Source organism: Leisingera sp. G5_S3_59_S7 (genome assembly GCF_054968485.1).
On record NZ_JBQKUH010000032.1, the window covers coordinates 1 to 20,348 of the forward strand.

Annotated in this window: 21 protein-coding genes; 10 read left to right on the forward strand and 11 right to left on the reverse strand. The window is 65.2% G+C overall.

The annotated features are described in order from the left end of the window. Positions 1-16 precede the first annotated feature (16 nt). The 5 genes from yidC (at position 17) to ACTRWG_RS14380 (ending at position 5,056) form a co-directional block, all read left to right on the forward strand. Entirely contained in the window at positions 17-1,822 is a 1,806-nt protein-coding gene (gene yidC, locus ACTRWG_RS14360) for a membrane protein insertase YidC (RefSeq protein ID WP_462829486.1), read from the forward strand. Further along, a complete protein-coding gene (locus ACTRWG_RS14365) occupies positions 1,819-2,571 on the forward strand; it encodes an MOSC domain-containing protein (RefSeq protein WP_462829487.1) in 753 nt (250 codons plus the stop codon). Before yidC ends, ACTRWG_RS14365 begins: the two co-directional genes overlap by 4 nt. Further along, complete coding sequence (yihA, locus tag ACTRWG_RS14370) at positions 2,571-3,218, forward strand: ribosome biogenesis GTP-binding protein YihA/YsxC (protein WP_259958121.1); 648 nt, start codon at positions 2,571-2,573, stop codon at positions 3,216-3,218. The genes ACTRWG_RS14365 and yihA overlap by 1 nt, the downstream gene beginning before the upstream one ends. Positions 3,219-3,221: 3 nt before the next feature. Next, the gene (locus ACTRWG_RS14375; RefSeq protein ID WP_259958120.1) at positions 3,222-3,587 is read left to right on the forward strand and encodes a DUF2946 family protein; all 366 of its coding nucleotides are present in this window, start codon (positions 3,222-3,224) and stop codon (positions 3,585-3,587) included. Between the two features lie 71 nt (positions 3,588-3,658). After that, complete coding sequence (locus ACTRWG_RS14380; RefSeq protein WP_462829488.1) at positions 3,659-5,056, forward strand: PepSY-associated TM helix domain-containing protein; 1,398 nt, start codon at positions 3,659-3,661, stop codon at positions 5,054-5,056. A 103-nt stretch (positions 5,057-5,159) separates the two neighbouring features. Here ACTRWG_RS14380 and ACTRWG_RS14385 read toward each other — a convergent pair whose 3' ends face one another. Beyond that, on the reverse strand, positions 5,160-5,888 hold the full coding sequence (locus tag ACTRWG_RS14385; RefSeq protein WP_027235503.1) for an SDR family NAD(P)-dependent oxidoreductase: 729 nt from the start codon (positions 5,886-5,888) through the stop codon (positions 5,160-5,162). A 134-nt stretch (positions 5,889-6,022) separates the two neighbouring features. Between ACTRWG_RS14385 and argB the strand changes: the two genes are divergently transcribed. The 5 genes from argB (at position 6,023) to ACTRWG_RS14410 (ending at position 9,728) form a co-directional block, all read left to right on the forward strand. Continuing rightward, the gene (gene argB, locus ACTRWG_RS14390) at positions 6,023-6,883 is read left to right on the forward strand and encodes an acetylglutamate kinase (protein WP_027235504.1); all 861 of its coding nucleotides are present in this window, start codon (positions 6,023-6,025) and stop codon (positions 6,881-6,883) included. A gap of 156 nt (positions 6,884-7,039) precedes the next feature. Continuing rightward, entirely contained in the window at positions 7,040-7,834 is a 795-nt protein-coding gene (locus tag ACTRWG_RS14395; protein ID WP_027235505.1) for a sterol desaturase family protein, read from the forward strand. A 108-nt stretch (positions 7,835-7,942) separates the two neighbouring features. Next, positions 7,943-8,644, forward strand: coding sequence for a hypothetical protein (locus ACTRWG_RS14400; RefSeq protein WP_027235506.1), 702 nt, complete (start codon positions 7,943-7,945; stop codon positions 8,642-8,644). Continuing rightward, entirely contained in the window at positions 8,641-9,138 is a 498-nt protein-coding gene (locus tag ACTRWG_RS14405) for a SixA phosphatase family protein (RefSeq protein WP_027235507.1), read from the forward strand. Before ACTRWG_RS14400 ends, ACTRWG_RS14405 begins: the two co-directional genes overlap by 4 nt. Positions 9,139-9,269: 131 nt before the next feature. Continuing rightward, the gene (locus ACTRWG_RS14410; RefSeq protein WP_027235508.1) at positions 9,270-9,728 is read left to right on the forward strand and encodes a DUF411 domain-containing protein; all 459 of its coding nucleotides are present in this window, start codon (positions 9,270-9,272) and stop codon (positions 9,726-9,728) included. A 67-nt stretch (positions 9,729-9,795) separates the two neighbouring features. Here ACTRWG_RS14410 and ACTRWG_RS14415 read toward each other — a convergent pair whose 3' ends face one another. From ACTRWG_RS14415 to ACTRWG_RS14460, 10 genes are all read right to left on the reverse strand, one after another. Further along, on the reverse strand, positions 9,796-10,587 hold the full coding sequence (locus ACTRWG_RS14415) for an amino acid ABC transporter ATP-binding protein (RefSeq protein WP_027235509.1): 792 nt from the start codon (positions 10,585-10,587) through the stop codon (positions 9,796-9,798). 12 nt (positions 10,588-10,599) lie between these two features. Next, positions 10,600-11,898, reverse strand: coding sequence for an amino acid ABC transporter permease (locus ACTRWG_RS14420; protein ID WP_259971572.1), 1,299 nt, complete (start codon positions 11,896-11,898; stop codon positions 10,600-10,602). A gap of 3 nt (positions 11,899-11,901) precedes the next feature. Next, positions 11,902-13,134 carry an amino acid ABC transporter permease gene (locus ACTRWG_RS14425; protein WP_027235511.1) on the reverse strand — a complete coding sequence of 411 codons (1,233 nt, stop codon included), beginning with the start codon at positions 13,132-13,134 and terminating at the stop codon, positions 11,902-11,904. Positions 13,135-13,260: 126 nt separating this feature from the next. Then, positions 13,261-14,277 carry an amino acid ABC transporter substrate-binding protein gene (locus ACTRWG_RS14430; RefSeq protein ID WP_027235512.1) on the reverse strand — a complete coding sequence of 339 codons (1,017 nt, stop codon included), beginning with the start codon at positions 14,275-14,277 and terminating at the stop codon, positions 13,261-13,263. A 229-nt stretch (positions 14,278-14,506) separates the two neighbouring features. Beyond that, positions 14,507-15,211, reverse strand: coding sequence for an ATP12 family chaperone protein (locus tag ACTRWG_RS14435; RefSeq protein ID WP_027235513.1), 705 nt, complete (start codon positions 15,209-15,211; stop codon positions 14,507-14,509). Positions 15,212-15,214: 3 nt separating this feature from the next. Beyond that, positions 15,215-15,883 (reverse strand): HAD family hydrolase, encoded by a 669-nt coding sequence (locus ACTRWG_RS14440; protein WP_027235514.1) that lies wholly within the window; start codon positions 15,881-15,883, stop codon positions 15,215-15,217. Beyond that, positions 15,880-16,926 carry an RluA family pseudouridine synthase gene (locus ACTRWG_RS14445; protein ID WP_462829489.1) on the reverse strand — a complete coding sequence of 349 codons (1,047 nt, stop codon included), beginning with the start codon at positions 16,924-16,926 and terminating at the stop codon, positions 15,880-15,882. Before ACTRWG_RS14445 ends, ACTRWG_RS14440 begins: the two co-directional genes overlap by 4 nt. Then, the gene (gene crcB, locus ACTRWG_RS14450; RefSeq protein ID WP_027235516.1) at positions 16,923-17,303 is read right to left on the reverse strand and encodes a fluoride efflux transporter CrcB; all 381 of its coding nucleotides are present in this window, start codon (positions 17,301-17,303) and stop codon (positions 16,923-16,925) included. Before crcB ends, ACTRWG_RS14445 begins: the two co-directional genes overlap by 4 nt. 144 nt (positions 17,304-17,447) lie before the next feature. After that, entirely contained in the window at positions 17,448-18,770 is a 1,323-nt protein-coding gene (locus ACTRWG_RS14455) for a replication-associated recombination protein A (protein WP_027235517.1), read from the reverse strand. Next, on the reverse strand, positions 18,770-20,161 hold the full coding sequence (locus tag ACTRWG_RS14460; protein WP_027235518.1) for a trypsin-like peptidase domain-containing protein: 1,392 nt from the start codon (positions 20,159-20,161) through the stop codon (positions 18,770-18,772). Before ACTRWG_RS14460 ends, ACTRWG_RS14455 begins: the two co-directional genes overlap by 1 nt. Positions 20,162-20,348 lie beyond the last annotated feature (187 nt).

Consider the following 20,348-nt stretch of genomic DNA (forward strand, 5'->3'; position numbering starts at 1 on the left):
GAGGTGGCAGTCCCCAATGGACGATCAGAACAAAAATCTAATTCTCGCAACCGTACTCAGCTTTCTGGTGATCCTCGGGTGGTATACCTTCTTCCCGCCCCCGGAGCCGGAGCAAGCGCCTGAAACCGCGGTCAGCGAGACCGCCCCCGCAGGCGATACCGCACTGGCGCCCAGCGCCGCGGCTGAGGCCGTGGACGGCAGCGCCCCGGAACAGGCCGAGGCCCCGCAGGCCGCGCGTCTGGCCATCGACACGCCGCGGGTGACCGGCAGCATCTCGCTGCAGGGCGGCCGGATCGACGATCTGTCGCTGAAGGACTACCGCGAGACGCTGGACGAGAATTCCCCGATCGTCAAACTGCTGAAGCCGGTGGGCGAGGCCGAGGCCTATTACGCGCTTTACGGCTGGGCCCCGGGCGCAGGCCTGTCGCTGGATGAGGTGCCGGGCGCCAACACCGTCTGGAGCGCCGAGGCAGATGCCACCCTGACCCCGGACAGCCCCGTCACCCTGACCTGGGACAACGGCAACGGCCTGACCTTCAGCCGCACCATCTCGGTCGACGAGGATTACATGTTCTCGGTCACCCAGTCGGTTGCCAACGCCTCCGGCGGCACCGTGTCGCTGGCGCCCTACGGCACCCTGGCCCGCCACGGCCAGCCCGCGGACCTGAAGAACTTCTTCATCCTGCACGAAGGCCTAGTCGGCATGTCCGACGGCGAGCTGGCCGAGATCGACTATGACGACATGGCCGATTTCGAGCCCGACGCGCGCGACGGCTCCAAGGCAGAAATCCGCCAGGTCGCCGAGAACGGCTGGATCGGCTTTACTGACCATTACTGGATGTCGACCCTGGTCCCCGAGCCGGGTCAGGCCTTCCGCTCGATCGCCAAATTCGACGAGCGCCGCGAGATCTACCAGACCGACATCGTGCTGCCGACCGTGACCGTCGCTGACGGCCAGTCGTCCGAGGTCACCACCCAGCTGTTTGCCGGCGCCAAGGAATGGGAAACCATCCGCGGCTACCAGAAGGCAGGCATCCAGGGCTTCCTGGACGTGATCGACTGGGGCTGGTTCTTCTTCCTGACCAAGCCGATGTTCTGGCTGCTGCACAATCTGAACGTCCTGATCGGCAACATGGGCTGGGCGATCATCGGCCTGACCGTGGTGATCAAGATCCTGGTGTTCCCGCTGGCCTATAAATCCTACGCCTCCATGGCCAAGATGAAAGAGCTTCAGCCGGAGATGGAGAAGCTCAAGGAGCGCGCCGGCGACGACCGCCAGAAGATGCAGAAGGAGATGATGGAGCTCTACAAGCGGGAGAAGGTGAACCCCGCCGCGGGCTGCCTGCCGATCCTGATCCAGATCCCGATCTTCTTCTCGCTCTACAAGGTGATTTTCGTCACCCTGGAACTGCGCCACGCGCCCTTCTTCGGCCCCTTCCAGGACCTCAGCGCGCCGGATCCGACCTCGATCTTCAACCTGTTCGGCCTGCTGCCCTTTGCGGCCCCGGCGCCGGAAAGCATCCTGGCGCTGGTCTTCATCGGCATCCTGCCGATCCTGCTGGGCGTCTCGATGTGGCTGCAGCAAAAGCTGAACCCGGCGCCCACCGACCCGACCCAGCAGATGATCTTTGCCTGGATGCCCTGGGTGTTCATGTTCATGCTCGGCGGCTTCGCCTCCGGCCTGGTGGTCTACTGGATCGCCAACAACACGATCACCTTCACCCAGCAGTATCTGATCATGCGCAGCCACGGTTATAAGCCGGACGTGTTCGGCAACATCAAGTCGAGCTTCAAGAAGAAGCCGAAGGCTGAGAACGAATGACCTGCAAGGTCACAAATATCTGGCGCCACCCGCTCAAATCCCACGGGCGGGAGGCACTGGAAACCGTAACTCTGAGCGCCGGGCAGACCATGCCCGGCGATCGCGTTTGGGCGGTCGCGCATGAAGCGTCATCGGCGGATGGCTCCGAATGGGTGCCCTGCGCCAATTTCACCCGCGGCTCAAAGGCGCCGCAGCTGATGGCCGTCAATGCCAAGCTGGACGAAGCCACCGGCCAGCTGACGCTGAGCCACCCGGACCGTCCCGATCTGACGTTTGATCCGGACGCCGCTGAGGACCTGCCCCGTTTCCTGGACTGGGAAAAGCCGCTGCTGCCTGCAAACCGGGCCGGGTCTTCCCATATCGTCCGGGTGCCGGGCCGCGGCATGACCGATAGCGATTTCCCCTCGGTCACGCTGTGCAACCTGGCCTCCCACCGCGCGGTGGAGCAAGCCATCGGACAAAAGCTGTCGCCGCTGCGCTGGCGCGGCAACATCTGGTTCGACCTGGGCGAGGCCTGGGCCGAAAACGAATGGATCGGCCGCGAGGTGCAGGTCGGCGAGGCGGTCTTTGCCGTGCGCGAGCGGGTGGTGCGCTGCCTGGCGACCACCGCCAACCCCGAAACCGGCGAACGCGACGCCGACACGCTGAAAACCCTGAAAGACAACTGGGGCCATCAGGACTTCTCGGTCTACGCCGAGGTGGTCCGCGGCGGCCCTGTCCGCATCGGCGATGCGGTGAAGGTACTGTGATGCAGATGCAATTCCCCCTGGCCGAGGCGCCGGACGATATTTCCCTGGAAAAAGGCCGCAAGCTGTTTGCGGGCGAGACCGAGTTCCTGAAGGGCGTGGTCGCAATGAGCGGCCTGCCCGGCGCCGACCGGATGGAGGTCTGCTTTGCCGGCCGCTCCAACGTCGGCAAGTCGAGCCTGATCAACGCGCTGACCGGCACCAAGGGCATCGCGCGCGCCTCCAACACGCCGGGCCGCACGCAGGAGATCAACTTCTTCACCCAAGGGCCGGAGCTCTATCTGGTCGACCTGCCCGGCTATGGCTATGCCAATGCGCCGCTGGCGGTGGTGGAGAAATGGCAGAAGCTGCTGAAGCAGTACCTGTCCGGCCGCCAGAACCTGCGCCGCGCCTTTGTGCTGATCGACAGCCGCCATGGCGTCAAGAAGGTGGACGAGGACATCATGAAGCTGCTGGACAGCTCCGCCGTCACCTTCCAATGCGTGATGACCAAGGCTGACAAGGTCAAGGAAAAGGACCGCGCCAAGGTGCTGGAGCAGGTCCGCGGCGCGCTTTCCAAACACCCGGCGGCCTATCCGGAAATCGTGCTGACCTCCTCTGAAAAGGGCGACGGCATCCCGACCCTCAGGTCGATCATCGCCAGCCTCTGATCCATGCTTGCCCGCCTTGCCTCCTATCTGGTTGTGATCGCCCTGGCCGTGGCCGGGCTGATCCCCTCCGGATGGATGCCGGGCACGGCGCAGGACGGCAAGGTGCTGCTGGTGATCTGTACCGGCCATGGCCTTGTGGAAACCTGGGTCGATCTGGACAGCGGCGAACCCCATGCGCCCGCCGAGCAGATGGAGGACCGCAGCTGTCCATTCGCCGGTCTTGGCGTCGTGGCGCTGCTGCCCGACAGCCTGATCGACCTGAACCTGGACACACCTCTCAGCGACCGCTGGTCGCGCGAGGCCTTTACCCATCACACAGCCGGCTTCCACTGGCGCTATGATGCCCGCGGCCCGCCCGCACTCTCCTGATTTTCTGAACACCTCTGACATTACCGCCGGCGCCCCGCGCGACCGGCCCCGTTCCGATATGGAGAGACCCTATGGCATCCAGCCAACCGCAATCCGCGGGCCAGTCGCGCCCGCTTCCAGAGAAATTCTACTTCGCCGCCTGGCGCTGGCACTTCTACGCCGGCCTGTTTGTGATCCCCTTCCTGATCATGCTGGCGGTGACCGGCCTGATGATGATGTTCATCACCCAAGTGGACGGCCGCGACGGCGAGAAGATCCCCGTCCCCCCAGGCCCCGCCGAGCTGAGCATCCCTGAGCAGGAGGCCGCCGTGCTGGCTGCCCAGCCCGGCACCATCGCCGAATGGATCGGCCCCAAGGCCCCGGATCTGGCCGCAGTGTTCCGGGTGAAAACCGAAGCGGGCCAGCGCCTGGTGGCCCTGAACCAGTACAACGGCGAAGTGATCGAGATCTGGGACCGCCGCGCCGGCTGGTACGATCTGGCCGACAACATCCATTCTACCCTTCTGATCGGCGACACCGGCGACCAGCTGATCGAGATCGCCGCCGGTTTGGGCCTCGTGCTGGTGCTGACCGGCCTCTACCTTTGGTGGCCCCGTGGCAATGCCATCAGCGCTTTCGTCCCCAACTTCCGCGCCAAGGGCCGCGCCTTGTGGAAGAGCCTCCACGCGGTCACCGGCTTCTGGATGTCGGCGCTGCTGGTGGTGTTCCTGATCTCGGGCCTGTCGTGGACCGGCATCTGGGGCGGCAAGATCATGCAGGCGTGGTCCACCTTCCCGGCGGCGAAATGGGACAATGTGCCCCTGTCTGACGATATCCACGCCAGCATGAACCATGGGCATACCAACGACGTGCCTTGGGCGCTGGAGCAAACCCCGATGCCCGCCTCAGGCTCTGACGCCGGGATCACCGGCGTGGCCGAAGGCGCCCCAGTGGATGCCGCCAGCCTGATCGCTTTGGGCCGCTCGCTGGGAATGGAAGGCCGCTTCCGCCTCGCCTACCCCGGTGGCGAAAGTGGCGTCTGGACAATCAACCGCGACAGCATGAGCGGCGACGGCGACAGCCCCTTCATCGACCGCACCGTGCATGTGGACCAGTACAGCGGCAGGATCCTCGCCGATGTGACGTATGACGACTACTCCTGGGCGGGTAAAGCGATGGCGGTCAGCATCCCCTTCCACATGGGGCTGATGGGCACCTGGAGCTTCGTGTTGAACGTGGTGTTCTGCCTCGCGGTGATCTTTGTTTGCGTCTCCGGCCTGGTGATGTGGGTCAAGCGCCGCCCTTCCGGTGCCGCCCGCCTTGCCGCGCCGCCGGAACCGGCAGAGATGCCGTTCTGGAAAGGTGCCGCGCTGATTGCCGTGCTGGTCTCGCTGGCCTTCCCGCTCACCGGCCTGGCGCTGCTGGCGGTGCTGGCGTTTGACGTGCTGCTGCTGGGCAACCTGCCGGTGCTGAAACGCGCGATGAGCTAGTAGAAAGCGAAGGGCAGCGCCCGACACTGGGTGGGTGCGAAAGCGCCGTCCCGTGGGGAGGGTCGGGCGCTGCCCGGCCTCTAGGCCGGGCGGTTGACAAAAATCAAACGTGCTGCGCGCCGTTCACCTCGATCTCAGCGCCGGAGATATAGGAACTCCCCTCCGAGCACAGGAAATAGATCGCCGCCGCCACTTCCTCAGGCTGGCCCAGCCGCTGCATCGGCAGCTTGGCGACGATCTTCTCGGTGCCGGGCGACAGGATCGAGGTTTCGACCTCGCCCGGCGCAATGGCGTTCACGCGCACGCCCATCGGCCCGAAGTCATGCGCCATCTCCCGCGTCAGCGCCGCCAGCGCCGCCTTCGAGGTGGCATAGGCCGCGCCTGCAAAGGGATGCACACGGCTGCCCGCGATCGAGGTCACGTTGACGACAGAGCCCTGCGCCGCCGCCAGCTCCTCCTTGAGGCCGCGGGCCAGCACCACCGAGGCAAAGAAGTTCACATGGAACACCTTGCCCCAGTCCATCAGATCAGTGTTCAGCGTATTGAGCCGCTCCCCGTCCGGTCCCTTGGGCGAGATGCCCGCGTTGTTAACCAGCGCATCCAGCCGACCGTCCAGCAGCTCCTGGATCTGGCCCACTGCATTGATCGTGTCCGACGGATCCGACAGGTCCAGCTGCACATGGTTCTCCTGGCCGCCGCCCCAGGGGCATTCCTGCGGGAATGGCTGGCGCGAGCAGGTGATCACCCGCCAGCCCTCGGCGTTGAAACGGCGCACGGTGGCGTGGCCGATGCCGCGGCTGGCCCCGGTCAGCAGCAAAGTCTTCTGGCGCATGGCGCACTCCTTGTGTGAGAATCTGGCCTGAGCCTAGCACCCGCGCCGCGATCCGCAACGGGGTGCGCCAAACGCAACCCTTGGCAGCGGCGCCGGAACCCCGTAACACATCGGGGCCAAGGGATGATGCAGCAATGAAGAAACAAGATATGAACCGCGATTGGATTGCCACCGCCGAAACCCTCTCCAGCGCGCTGCCGTATTTCCAGCGCTTTGCCGGGGCCATTGTCGTCATCAAGCTGGGCGGCCACGCCATGGGCAGCGACGAGGCGATGGACACCTTTGCCCGCGATATCGTGCTGATGCGCCAGGTCGGGGTGAACCCGGTGATCGTGCATGGCGGCGGGCCGATGATCAACGCGATGCTGGAAAAGCTGCAGATCAAGTCGGAGTTCGTGAACGGCAAGCGCGTCACCGACGCCGCTACCATGGAGGTGGTGGAAATGGTGCTGTCCGGCGTCGTCAACAAGCGCATCGTGCAGGCGATCAACCGCCAGGGCGGCCGCGCGGTGGGGCTGTCGGGCAAGGATGCAAACCTCATCACCTGCGATCAGGCCAACCCGGACCTGGGCTTTGTCGGCGCACCGGCCGAGATGGACCCGATGGTGCTGCACGGGCTGTTTGAAAAGAACATGATCCCGGTGATCGCCCCGATCGGCGGCGGCCGCAATGGCGAGACGTTCAACATCAACGGCGACACCGCCGCCGGCGCCATCGCCAAGGCGCTGACCGCCGACCGGCTTTTGCTGCTGACCGATGTGGCGGGCGTCAAGAATGCCGAGGGCGACGTGGTGACCGAACTGAAGGCGGCGGATGTCGAGGAGATGACCGCCAGCGGCGTGATCGCGGGCGGTATGATCCCCAAGACCGAAACCGCGCTGGATGCGGTCCGCAATGGCGTGCGCGCCTGCACCATCGTGGACGGGCGGGTGCAGAACGCAGTGCTGCTGGAGCTTTATACCGACCACGGCGCAGGCTCGATGATCCGCGCCTGAGGCACGGGCCGGCTGAGGGGCGCTGCCCCTCTTGGCCCCTGGGGCCAATTCGCCCCGGGATATTTCGGGGCCAGATGAACAGAGGATCCGTGTTTCAGGCGGCGCGCTGCGGCGTTGGGAGTTGCTTTTTGCCGCTGCATGCGCATCGCTGAAAGCATGGAGTATGAAACCCTGATCCGCCTTGCGGCCTTCCTGGGGCTGTTTGCGCTATTTGCGGCGGCAGAAGCCTGGGCGCCGCGGCGCGGCCGCAGCCTGCCGCGGCGGCGGCGCTGGCCGGCCAACCTGTCGATCTCGATCCTGAACACGCTGACCCTGCGGGCGCTGGCGGTCGGGCTGCCCTTGCTGGCCGTCGGCGCGGCGCTGGATGCGGCAGAGCATGGCTGGGGGCTGCTGAATGCGGTCCGCTGGCCCGGCTGGGTGGAGGTGCTGCTGGCGGTGCTGGTGCTGGATTTCGCTATCTGGCTGCAGCATCTGATCACCCACAAGGTGCCGCTGTTGTGGCGGCTGCACCGGGTGCATCATGCCGACCGCGACATGGACGTGACCACCGCGGTGCGGTTTCACCCGGTGGAGATTGCCCTGTCGATGCTGCTGAAGATCGGGCTGGTCTATCTGCTGGGGCCCTCAGCCCTGGCGGTGGTGCTGTTTGAGATCCTGCTGAACGGCACCGCGCTGTTCAACCATGCCAACCTGGCGCTGCCCCGCAGGGCGGATGCGCTGCTGCGGCTGCTGCTGGTGACGCCGGACATGCACCGGGTGCATCACTCTATCCATCGCCACGAGCATGACAGCAACTACGGCTTTGCCCTGTCGGTCTGGGACCGGATCTTTGGCACCTACACGGCGCAGCCGGGCCAGGGGCATGACGGCATGACCGTGGGGCTGCAGTGGCAGGACGGCCGCCCGGCGCGGCTGGGCTGGAGCCTGATGCTGCCGTTCCGCCGCCGCTGAGCCGGGCGGCAGGAAGACGCCGGCGGACGGTTGCGCGGCGTTTTTGCACTCTGGACGGGACGCCCGCGCTGCTAGGCTCGCCCCATGCCACCGGACCGGATGCCGCTTATGACCCTGACTGACCTGCCGGATGCCCCTGACCGGGACACTCCTTTTTATGCGCGGATCGAAGCAGCCGCCGGGCAGGCCGGGCTGGCGGTGTACGGTGCGCTGCATCCGCGGCGCCAGCCCGTCAAGGCGCTGGAGGGCGGCACCCTGGTGCTGCTGGGCACGGATCAGGCATTCTGGCCCCGCTTCACCGCCAGCTTGGAGTACCGCGACGGCAGGCCGGACCCTGTGGACCGCTGGTCGCAGCGGGTGATCGTCGCCTTGGCAGAAACCCTGGGCGGCCGCGCCCATTACCCCTTTGGCGGGCCGCCCTATACGCCCTTCATCAACTGGGCTTTGGCTACGGGGCGGTTTTTCACATCGCCGTCACAGATGATGGTGCATGATCAGGCCGGACTGATGATTTCCTTGCGGGGGGCCCTTCACTTTGAACAGGAATTTGACATTCCCCCTCCGCCTTTGGCAGAGTCACCCTGCCACAGCTGCCGCTCCCGTCCCTGCCTGGCCGCCTGCCCGGCCGCCGCACTGGCGGACGGGGGGCCCTACGATCTGGCGGCCTGCCATGACTATCTCGATACCAGCGCAGGCGCCGGCTGCATGACCGGCGGCTGTCTTGCCCGCCGGGCCTGCCCGCTGAGCCGCACCGCCGGCCGGGACCCCGGTCAAACCGCACATCACATGAGGCATTTTCATCCGCAATGACCTGCACCCTGATCCTGACCCGCCACGCCAAATCCGCTTGGGACACCAGTGTCCCCAGCGACCACGCCCGCCCGCTGAACAAGCGGGGCCGCCGCTCGGCCCCGGCCATTGCCGACTGGCTGCGCGGCAACGGCCATGTGCCGGATCAGGTCATCTCCTCCTCATCCAGACGCACCCGCGAGACCTTTGAGCTGATGGAACTGGGGGTGCCCGCGGCCTTTACCGAGCGGCTGTACCACGCCAATTCGGACATCCTGTTCAAGGTGCTGTGTCAGGCTGAGAAACCCCGCGTGATGCTGATCGGCCACAACCCCGGCATTGCCGCCTTTGCCCATTCCATCGTGGCCACCCCGCCGGACCATTCCCGGTTTGACGACTACCCGACCGGCGCCACACTGGTGGCTGAGTTCGACATCGGCAACTGGAAGGATCTCAGCTGGAGCAGCGGCAAAGCGATTGATTTCGCCGTCCCGCGGGAGCTGCTGGGCGAGTAGCCCGCCTCCCAAAGCCCCCCGGGCCTGCGGCACGCTGGCGCATCCCGCGCCGGAGGCCACTGGCGCGGCGGCGCGGGCAGACCTATATTGCGGTCCGGAAACACGCCCCCCGCGAGGATTGGAGAAGACCCATGCACCGCCGTACCCTGCTGCTGGCCGCAGCCGCCCTCCCCTTTGCCGCCCTGCCGGGCTTTGCCGCGGCGGCGGCGGAGACCACCATCCGCATCATGAAGTCGCCCACCTGCGGCTGCTGCACCGCCTGGGCCGACCGCCTGGCCGCTGCAGGCTTCACCACCGAAGTGCGCAATGTGGCGGATGAGGAGCTGTGGGCGATGAAGGAGCGGCTCGGCGTCAACGGCGATCTGGCCTCCTGCCACACCGCGGTGGCAGGGCCTTATGTGATCGAGGGCCACGTCCCGGCAGAAGACATCCAGCGGCTGCTCGCGGAGCAGCCTGAGGCGCTTGGGCTGACGGTGCCGGGGATGCCGATCGGCTCGCCGGGGATGGAGATGGGCGACGAGCGCGAGGCCTTCGATACCCTGCTGATCCTGGCAGATGGCAGCACAGAAGTTTTTGCCAGCCATTCCTGACCATAGCTGCCGAAACAAAAAAGGCCGGGCGCGCTGCCCGGCCTTTCTGTTTGGTGATTGAGCTGCCTCAGTGGCCCAGGATCTGGCTGAGGAACAGCTTGGTGCGGTCGCTCTTCGGGTTGTTGAAGAACTCTTCCGGCTCGTTCTGCTCCACGATCTGGCCCGCATCCATGAAGATCACCCGGTTCGCCACCTGGCGGGCAAAGCCCATCTCGTGGGTCACGCACAGCATGGTCATGCCTTCCTCGGCCAGCTCGATCATGGTGTCGAGCACCTCCTTGATCATCTCCGGGTCCAGCGCCGAGGTCGGCTCGTCGAACAGCATGATGCGCGGCATCATGCAAAGCGAGCGCGCAATGGCCACACGCTGCTGCTGGCCGCCCGAGAGCATGCCCGGGTACTTGTTGGCCTGCTCCGGGATCTTCACCTTCTCCAGGAAGTGCATCGCCCGCTCTTCAGCTTCCTTCTTGGGGGTCTTGCGCACCCAGATCGGCGCCAGGGTGCAGTTCTCCAGGATGGTCAGATGCGGGAACAGGTTGAAGTGCTGGAACACCATGCCAACCTCGGACCGGATCTTGTCGATGTTCTTGAGGTCGTTGGACAGTTCGGTGCCATCCACCACGATCTTGCCCTGCTGATGCTCTTCCAGCGCGTTCAGGCAGCGGATCAGGGTGGACTTGCCAGAGCCCGACGGGCCCGCGATCACAATCCGCTCGCCCTGGTTGACGGTCAGGTTGATGTCGCGCAGCACGTGGAAGGAGCCGTACCACTTGTTCATGTTGGTGATTTCAATGGCGACCTCGTCGCTCACCTGCATCTTGGAGCGGTCGATTTGGCGGTCGGACATAAGTTCAGACATATGTTGAACTCCTTAACGGTGGTCGGTGGCGAGACGGCGCTCGAGCCACTGTGAGTATTGAGAAATGCCGTAGCAGACGACGAAGAACAGCGCGGCCGCAAAGCCCAAAAGCTCCCAGTACACGCCGTTCCACTCTGTGGAGGCGAGGATCGGGCCGCGGATCATGCCAACCAGGTCGAACATCGAGATGACCGAAACCAGGGTGGTGTCCTTGAACAGGCCGACGGCCACGTTCACGATGCCCGGGATGGAGATCTTCAGCGCCTGCGGCAGGATGATCAGCCGCATCGCCTGGGGGTAATCCAGGCCAAGGCTGTCAGCCGCTTCGTACTGCCCCTTCGGAAGCGCGGCAAGGCCGCCGCGGATCACCTCGGCGATATAGGCCGCGGAGAACATGGTGATCATGATCACCACGCGCAGGAACAGGTCGACGGTGCTTTCCGGCGGGAAGAAATAGGCCAGCATCACCGAGGCCACGAACAGCAGCGTGATCAGCGGCACGCCGCGCACGAACTCGATGAAGATGACACAGACCCACTTGATCAGCGGCATGTCCGACTGGCGCCCCAGCGCCAGCGCGATGCCCAAGGGCAGCGACAGCGACACACAGGTCACCCCCAGCATCAGGTTCAGCATGAAGCCGCCCAGATCGCGCGAGGGCACCGGGCTCAGCCAGGCATTCTCCGACGCGCCTTCGGGGATCAGCATACCGCCGATGATCCAGACCGCCAGCGCCACCGCGATGGCGCCGAAAAAGCCGATTGCAAAGCTGCTCTTGCCAAATTTCTGGAACACGGCCGCAGCCGCTGCAAAGCCCACAATCGCCACCACCGGCACCATCAGCGTGCCGCCCCAGATCAGCCAGAAGGCCAGGAACGGGTAGACGGCAGTAAAGGCCAGCAGCTTGCGCGGCAGATCGAAGAACAGGACCGGGGCCGCAGCCACGAGGAACAGCACCAGCGCCAGGTTCGGCCGCCAGTATTGGTCGCCCGGGTACTTGAAGCCGTAAAGCAGCTGGTTCCAGCGCTCGGTCAGCACCGAGAAACAGGCCCCGGTCTTGCCTTGCAGCACCTCGCGGCACTCGGCCAGCGAGCTGGTGGTCCAGACCCCGTTCAGCACCCAAGGCAGGATGTTGCTCAGCACCATGAAGATCGCGGCCAGCGCCACGATGGTCAGCGCGGAGTTCGCGGCGTTGGAGAACAGGTTCTCGCGCAGCCATTTTATCACGCCGGTTTCAGAGGCCGGCGGCGGGGCCGGCGGAATCTGGGTTTCGCGGACAAAGGCGACGGTTTGTGCGTGTGTATCGCTCATGTCTCAGCGCTCCTTCAGCTTCACAGATGCGTTGTAGACGTTCATCACCATCGAAATCACCAGCGAGGCGGTCAGGTAGAACAGCATCAGAAGCAGCACGCATTCGATGGCGCGGCCGGTCTGGTTCAGGGTGATGCCGCCCAGGGTTGCGGTGATATCCGCATAGCCCACGGCGATGGCGAGCGAGGAGTTCTTGGTGATGTTGAGGAACTGCGAGATCAGCGGCGGGATGATCACCCGCAGCGCTTGCGGCAGCACCACCAGGTTCATCACCCGGCGCGGGCGCAGGCCCAGCGCAGAGGCCGCCTCGGTCTGGCCCTTGGACACCGCCTGGATGCCGGCCCGGACGTTTTCCGCGATGAAGGCGCCGGTGTAGATCGACAGTGCAAACCACAGCGCGATCAGCGGGCCGCCGATCTTGATGCCGCCGCTGAAGTTGAAGCCCTTCAGCTCAGGGTATTCCCAGGTCAGACCCATGATCAGTGTCAGCGCCAGGAACGGAACCAGCCAGGCTGCGAGGATCGGCAGCATGGTCTTGGGGCGCACGCCGGTGGCTTCCTGCTTGTGGCTGGCCCAGACGTTGATCTGATGCGCCACGATCCAAGAGAGCGCGAACCCGGCCAGGATCAGCAGCCAGTTCATCGCGGTGCTGGCAAAGATCCCGTTCTGGAACCAGGGCAGCGGCGTATAGATCCCGCGGTTGGTGAAGGCGAAGGCGTCAAACAGCATGCTTGCCGAAGGATCATTCCCCCGGAAAGCCCGCGGCCCCGGCAGCACCGCCGTCATGATCGTGAAGATGATGATGATCCAGATCAGCACCGGAATGTTCCGGAAGATCTCGACATAAACAGCCATCAGCTTGGAAACGAGCCAGTTGTTGGAAAGCCTCAGCACCCCGGCGATCACCCCGAACACGGTGGCGGTGATACAGGCCAGGAAGGCCACCAGCACGGTGTTCAGCAACCCGACCAGCGCGGCGCGCGCGTGGCTGGACTGGCTGTCGTATTCAACCAGGGTCTGGTTGATATCGTACCCGGCCGAGTCGCCAAGGAAGCTGTAGGAAATATTGAGCCCGGCAGCGCGCAGGTTCTGGATCAGGTTGTTGCCCAGATACCAGATACACAGGGCCAGAACGATCGCCGCAATCACCTGGAAGGTCAGTGACCGGTAGCGGGTATCGTTGATGAGCATAGACAGCCGAAAACTCTCGTTCGGCGGGTCAGTAAGCGTTGACATGTATTGTGATCCCCTGACTCCGGCGTCCTGATCCTGGCGGGGTTGTCCCCGCTCCGCAGCTTGCCGGAGCTTTTTTCAGATAGGAAAAGGGCGCAGGAAATTCCTGCGCCCCTCCCGGTGGTGTGTTTAGCGGAACGGCGGAGCGTACAGCAGGCCGCCTTCGGTCCACTGAGCGTTCAGGCCGCGGGCCAGGCCGACCGGGGTGTCTTCGCCGATGGTCTTGGCAAAGATTTCACCATAGTTGCCATTGGCGGCGATCGCTTTGTGCGCCCAGTCGGCATCCACACCCAGCATCTCGCCCAGGGTGCCTTCGCTGCCCAGCAGGCGGTTGATTTCCGGGTTGTCGGTGCCGGCTGCCATTTCGCTGATGTTGGCGGACGTGACGCCCAGCTCTTCGGCTGCGATCAGTGCGTTCAGGGTCCAGCGGACAACGTCACCCCACTCGTGGTCGCCGTGGCGGACCAGCGGGCCCAGCGGCTCCTTGGAGATGATTTCCGGCAGGATTACATGCGCGGACGGATCGTCGAAGGTGGCACGGGTTGCGGCCAGCCCGGAGGCGTCGGTGGTGTAGACGTCGCAGGCGCCTGCCAGATACTGCTGCTGCGCTTCGGCGTTGGTTTCGATCGGAACCGGCTCATAGCTGATGTTGTTGGAGCGGAAGAAGTCCGCCAGGTTCAGCTCGGTGGTGGTGCCGGTCTGGATGCAGACGGTGGCGCCGTCCAGTTCCTTCGCCGAGGACACGCCCAGCTCTTTCGGGACCATGAAGCCCTGGCCGTCGTAGTAGTTCACGCCGGTGAATTCGAACTTCAGGTCGACATCGCGCGAGAAGGTCCAGGTGGTGTTGCGGGCCAGCATGTCGATTTCGCCGGAGGCCAGCGCGGTAAAGCGGGTCTTGCCGGTGGTCGGCACGAATTCAACAGCGGTCGAGTCGCCCAGCACGGCTGCAGCCACAGCACGGCAGACGGCGACGTCAAAACCTTCCCATTCGCCATTCGCATTCGGGGCCGCAAATCCGACCAGGCCGGTGGTGACGCCGCAGTTCAGCTTGCCGCGGGCTTTCACGTCATCCAGCGTGCCGGCAGCAGCTGCGCCAGCCGCCAGACCAGCAACGGTCAGAGCGCCCAAAAATACGGTTTTTTTCATTTTTACCTCTTCCTGATAGTCCGCCTGTCCGGCGGTTCTTATTACCCGGCGATCCCCCGCCGGAAATGAGACCGAAGAAGGGTTTACCCCTTTTTCGCGCCTGAGTGTGGGCGCATTCATCAACAAACGTCAAGGGCGGGATCAGGAAATTCGATGGGCGCGATGCGCACAAATGCACCGGGAGTAAACATTTTTACTCCACGCGGCCCGAATTGGTAATTTTCTGTTCTCAGGAGAAATCGAAGAACCGTTTGGCGTGCAGAAATTCCTGCCGTTTGACCCCGGCGGCCGCCGCAGCCTCCTCGTCGGTGCCCCACTGCTCTTCCTGCCAGCGCTCGTCCAGCCGCGACAGCAGCCAGATCTCCTCGGCGCTGCGCCAGCCATGCGCGGCGGCAAAGCCCAGGATCAAAGAGCCGGAAATCCCTACCAAATCGTGGAACGCCGCCAGCTGGAACGGGTTCATCGCCTGCACCTTTTCGGCCAGCGCCGCCAGCGCCGCAGCCTCCTGCGGCTGGTGCAGAACGCCGGTGCGGGGCTGCAGCCGCACCCCCAGCGCCTCTGCCGCCCAGTCCAGCGCCGGATCCCATTCCTGCGCCTGACGCAACGTCAGCTCAACCGGCGCGTCAGCGCGGTAGCACAGCAGGTCGCAATCGCCGTATTCGGTCAGCATGGCGGCGACTTCGCTGTGCTGATGTGTCACCTTGTCAATTGCGGCATTCGCAGACCGGGTGCAGGGCATTGTCGAAGGGTCGACTGATTCGGTCTGGGCGTCCCATTCCGCGGCAATGGCCTGGGCCATCTCCTGCGTCGGCACCGCCAGCGGTGCCTTGGCCGGGGTCTTGACCCGGCGGCCGTCCAGCTCCACCGCAAACCCGTCACCGGTCTCCGCTACCGAAACCGCTTTCCAGAACCGTTTCTGTGCCCAGCCGCTCATCTCTTAGCCTTTCCAGATCTCTGCCAGCAGCGGGCGCAGCTCCGCGAAATCGCGGATCAAGTGGTCGGCGCCCAAAGTCTCTGCCGGATGATACCCCCAGGGCACGGCGATGGTGGTGACCCCCGCCGCGCGCCCCATTTCAATGTCAAACCGCGTGTCGCCGATCATCACGGTGCTGTCGCGCTCCACCCCGGTCTCCGCCATCGCAGTCAGGATCATCGACGGGTGCGGTTTCGACGGGTGGTGATCCGCCACCTGCCGGGTCACGAAGCAGCTCAGCCCATGCGCCGCGATCAGCGCGTCGACGCCGCGCTGGGATTTGCCGGTGGCAACCCCCAGCAGGTACTCCGGCACCTCGTTCAGCTCCGCCAGCATCTCCAGCGTGCCGGGATAAAGCGGCGAATGCGCCGCCCCCGCCGCCTCGCGCGCCAGCATGTAGGAGGACTTGTAGCCCTCCACCAGCCGCTCCAGCGTGGCGGCATTCTGGTCCGGCGCCAGCTCCTTCATCGCCAGCGGCAGCGACAGCCCGACGATGGACAGGATCGCCTCGCGCGGCGGCGTTCTCAGCCCGGCGCCTTCAAACGCCTCGGCCATGGCGCCGGTGATAGCGCCCTGGCTGTCCACCAGGGTGCCATCGACGTCAAACAGGATCAGCCGCAGCGGTGAACTCACTTCAGGTCCTCGAACGGATCATCGGCAGCCAGGTCCTCGGTCCAGCCGAAGGTCTCCCAGCTTTCCTTCATATGGTCGGGCAGCGGCGCCACAACCGAGACCGGCTTGCGGGTCACCGGGTGCTCAAACACCATCCGGCGCGCGTGCAGGTGCAGCTTTTTGGAGATCACCCCGCCGATCTGCGCGCCCCATCCGTCGCCCAGGTTCTCTTGGCCCGAACCGCCGTATTTGCCGTCGCCGGCAATCGGATGGCCCATGCCCGACATATGCGCCCGCAGCTGATGGGTGCGGCCGGTGATCGGCTCCATCGCCACCCAGGCGGCGCGGCTGGCTACGCGGTAAAGCGTGGCATACAGCGTATGCGCCCGCTTGGCGCCCGGCGTATCGTCGATGTCCTGCGGATGGACGTTGATCATCTTCTCGCCCTCGCCGGACTTGCCGTGGCCCGGCGCCTTGACCAGCCCGTTCTTGATTTCGCCCAGATAGGGCGTCGGCACGCCTGCGACCAGCGCCCAATAGATCTTGCGGGTGTTTTTGTGGCGGAAGGCGGCGGTCAGCGCCTGTGCTGCCTTGCGGTTGCGCGCCAGCACCAGAACACCGGAGGTGTCCTTGTCGATCCGGTGCACCAGCTTGGGCTTTTCCTCCAGCCCGAACTTCAGCGCCTCGGCCAGGCCGTCCACGTGCTTGGTGGTGCCGGAGCCGCCCTGCACCGCCAGCCCGGCGGGCTTGTTCAGCACGATTACATCATCGTCGCGGTAGATCACGCAGGACCGGATCATCTTGGCATCCGCCTCCGAGATCCGCATCGCGCGCGGCTCGGCCGGTTTCAGGTCGCTGTCCGCCAGCGGCGGCACGCGCACCACCTGCCCGGCCTCGACACGGGTGCTGGCCTTGACGCGGCCGCCATCCAGCCGCAGCTCGCCCTTGCGGCACATCTTCTCGATGCGGCCCTGGTTCACATGCGGAAACAGCCGCCGCAGCCAGCGGTCAATGCGCTGGCCGCCATCGTCTTCGCTGACGGTAATCATCTGAACGCCGCTCATGCGAACACTCCTCTTGCGGCCATCAGGCCCAGAAACAATCCGCCGACCGACAGGGCCACGGACAAACAAACATAAAGCGCCGCCTGCCCGAAGGCGCCGCGCTCGATCAGGTTGGCGGTCTCCAGCGAGAACGCCGAGAAGGTGGTGAACCCGCCCAGAAGTCCGGTCATCACCAAGGGGCTCAGATGGGTCAGCCCGCGCATCGCCGCGGCCACCACAAACACCCCCATCAGGAAGGAGCCCAGGATGTTCACGGTGATCACCGCCACCGGAAAATCGTGATGCCCCAGCAGGCGGATCATCCCCAGCCCGGCCAGATAGCGGCACACCGCCCCAACAGCGCCGCCAAGGGCGACCATGGAAACCGAAAAAATCATCCCCGTCCTGTCGCCGGCGCAGGCAGGGATGTCAAGTTTTGCCCGTATTGCACGGCGCGCAGGGCTGCCAACAAAAGGCTCCCGCCCCTTCATCTTTCCCCGAATACTCCCGCCGGAGGCAGCGGCTTTGCGGGCAAAGCCGCTTCACTTGTTCCGCTTTGCCCTCAGGTTCGCAAAGTAATCCGTGCGCCGCTTCAGTTCCCGCTCGAACCCGCGTTCCACCGGCTGATACAGAACCGGGCGTTTTACCCCGTCGGGAAAGTAGTTCTGGCCGGAAAACCCGTCCTCCGCGTCATGGTCATAGGCATAGCCGTCGCCATAGCCCTGCTCCGACATCAGCTTGGTCGGCGCGTTCAGGATGTGCTTGGGCGGCGGCGCGCTGCCGGTCTGCTTGGCCAGCCGCCGGGCGGCCTTGATGCCGACGTAGACCGCGTTGGATTTCGGCGCCAGCGCCAGGTAGACCGCCGCATTGGCCAGCGCCAGTTCGCCCTCCGGGCTGCCGAGGCGCTCGTAGGTCTGCCAGGCATTGAGGCACACGGTATTTGCCTGCGGGTCGGCCATGCCGATGTCCTCGGTCGACATCATCGTCAGCCGCCGGGCCAGGAACCGCGGGTCCTCGCCGCCCTCCAGCATCCGCGCCAGCCAGTACAGTGCTGCATCCGGGTCAGAGCCGCGGATGGATTTGTGCAGGGCGGAAATGAGGTTGTAATGCTCGTCGCCGGACTTGTCGAACTTGGCCGCCCGGCGCATCAGCCGGTTTGACAGCGCCTCCCGCCCAAGGGGCGCCTCCACCTTCCAGGCGGCGACTTGCTCAATGAGGTTCAAAAGCGCCCGCCCGTCGCCATCGGCCATCTCATGCAGCGCGTCGCGGGCATCGCCCGACAGCGGCAGGGCGCGGCCCAGCTCCTTCTCGGCGCGCTGGGTGAGGCGTTCGAGATCGGCCAGCGACAGGCGTTCCAGCACCAAGACCTGGCTGCGTGAAAGCACAGCGGCGTTCAGCTCGAACGAAGGGTTCTCCGTTGTCGCCCCGACCAAGAGGATGGTGCCATCCTCCATATGCGGCAGGAAGCCGTCCTGCTGGGCCTTGTTGAAGCGGTGGATCTCATCCACGAACAGAAGCGTTCCCTGCCCGTTCTGGCGGCGGATCCTGGCGGCCTCGAACACCTTGCGCAGCTCCGGCACCCCGGTGAAGATCGCCGAGATCTGCACGAAATGCAGGTCGGTCTCCTTGGCCAGCAGCCGTGCGATGGTGGTCTTGCCCACCCCCGGCGGCCCCCAGAAGATCAGCGACGACAAGGACCCCGAGGCCAGCATCACGCCCAGCGGCGCCTCCGGCCCCAGCACCTGTTCCTGTCCGATCACCTCGCCCAGCGACTGCGGCCGCAGCCGATCGGCCAGCGGCCGGTTCGGCGCAGGCTGCTGCGGATCGCTGTCCGCGGATGCGGGGCTGCCGAACAGATCTGCCATCAGAGCCGGAACCTCAGCGCCATGCGACGGCCGCGCCGGTTCAGATCCAGCTGGATCCAGCGGCCGCTGCCCGCGAGAATCGCATAGACGTCATCGGTGCTCGCCACCTGCTGGCCATTGACCGCCAGCAGCAGGTCGCCCGCCTGCACACCGCCGCGCCCGGCATAGGGGCCGGGGTCTGTGACCACCACGCCCTCCGCCGACAAGGGCAGGCCGAGACGGGCGATCACCTGCGGATTGATACGCGCCACGGTCAGCCCGGGCAGCGCGGTCTTGTCATCCAGCTGCACCGGGTTGGCGGGCGGCTGATCGGGCGCCACAATCATCGGCACCTCGATTTCCTCCCGCTCGCCGCCGCGCAGGCGGGTGATGACGGACAGATCCCCAAGCCCCGCCACCGACATGCGGAACACCATTTCCGAGGGCGAATTCACCACCTCGCCGTCCACATGGGTAATCACGTCGCCGACCCGGAAACCGGCCTTGGCAAAGGGGCTTTCGCGGTGCAGGTCCGAGACAACCATCCCCTCCGGCAGGTCCATCCCCAGAGAGGCCGCCAGATCGGCATCCACCGGCTGGCCCGCCATGCCCGCCCAGGGGCGCTGGAACTCTTCCGCGCCGGTCCGGGCCTGGTTGACGAACTCCCGCACCAGATTGGCCGGAATCGCAAAGCCGATGCCGTTGGAGCCGCCGGAGCGGGACAGGATGCGGGTATTAATGCCGATGAGATCTCCGTTCACGTCGATCAGCGCGCCGCCGGAGTTGCCCGGGTTGATCGGCGCATCGGTCTGGATGTAGTAGCCAAAGCCGTCGCCCGCCCCCATGCCGGTGCGCGCAAGGCCGGAGATGATGCCGCTGCTGACGGTCTGCCCGACCCCGAACGGGTTGCCGATCGCCAGCGCCAGCTCGCCCACCTGCACCTGGTCGCTGTCGCGCAGGTCCAGATACGGCAGGTCCGCCGCCTCTTCCAATTGCAGGATCGCCAGGTCGCTGGCCTTGTCGCCCAGGATCACCCGCGCATTGTATTCGCGCCGGTCATTGGTCACCACGCGGATTTCGGTGGCGCTGCCGACAACATGGTAGTTGGAGACCACGATGCCGTCCGCCGACAGGATCACGCCGGAGCCCAGCGAATTCTCCACCCGCGGCTGCGGCTCGGCAAAGCCGCGGAAGAAATCATCGAAGAACGGATCGTTCATGAACGGCGAGCGGCGGCGCTGCTGCACCTGGCGCACCACCTTGGCGTATATGTTCACCACCGCCGGCGAGGCTTCCTTGACCAGCGGCGCGAACCCCAGCGCGATCTCCGCCTGGCTTTGCGGCACCCGGGTTTCAGCGGCGGCAGGCAGGGCGAGAACGATGGCAAGGGCAGTGAGTGCGGGACGGATCATGAGGACTCCAGCAGATGTTGCCCGAAGGATATGCGGAGTACGCGCGCGGATTGCAAGGCGGGAGGCGGACCGGGCCGCAGCGGAGCGCAGGCGCGCTGCCCCTCTTGGCCTGACGGCCAATTCACCCTGGGATATTTGGGGCCAGATGAAGCAAGCGGCCGAAAACGGCTCCTGCTTTTCATCTTTC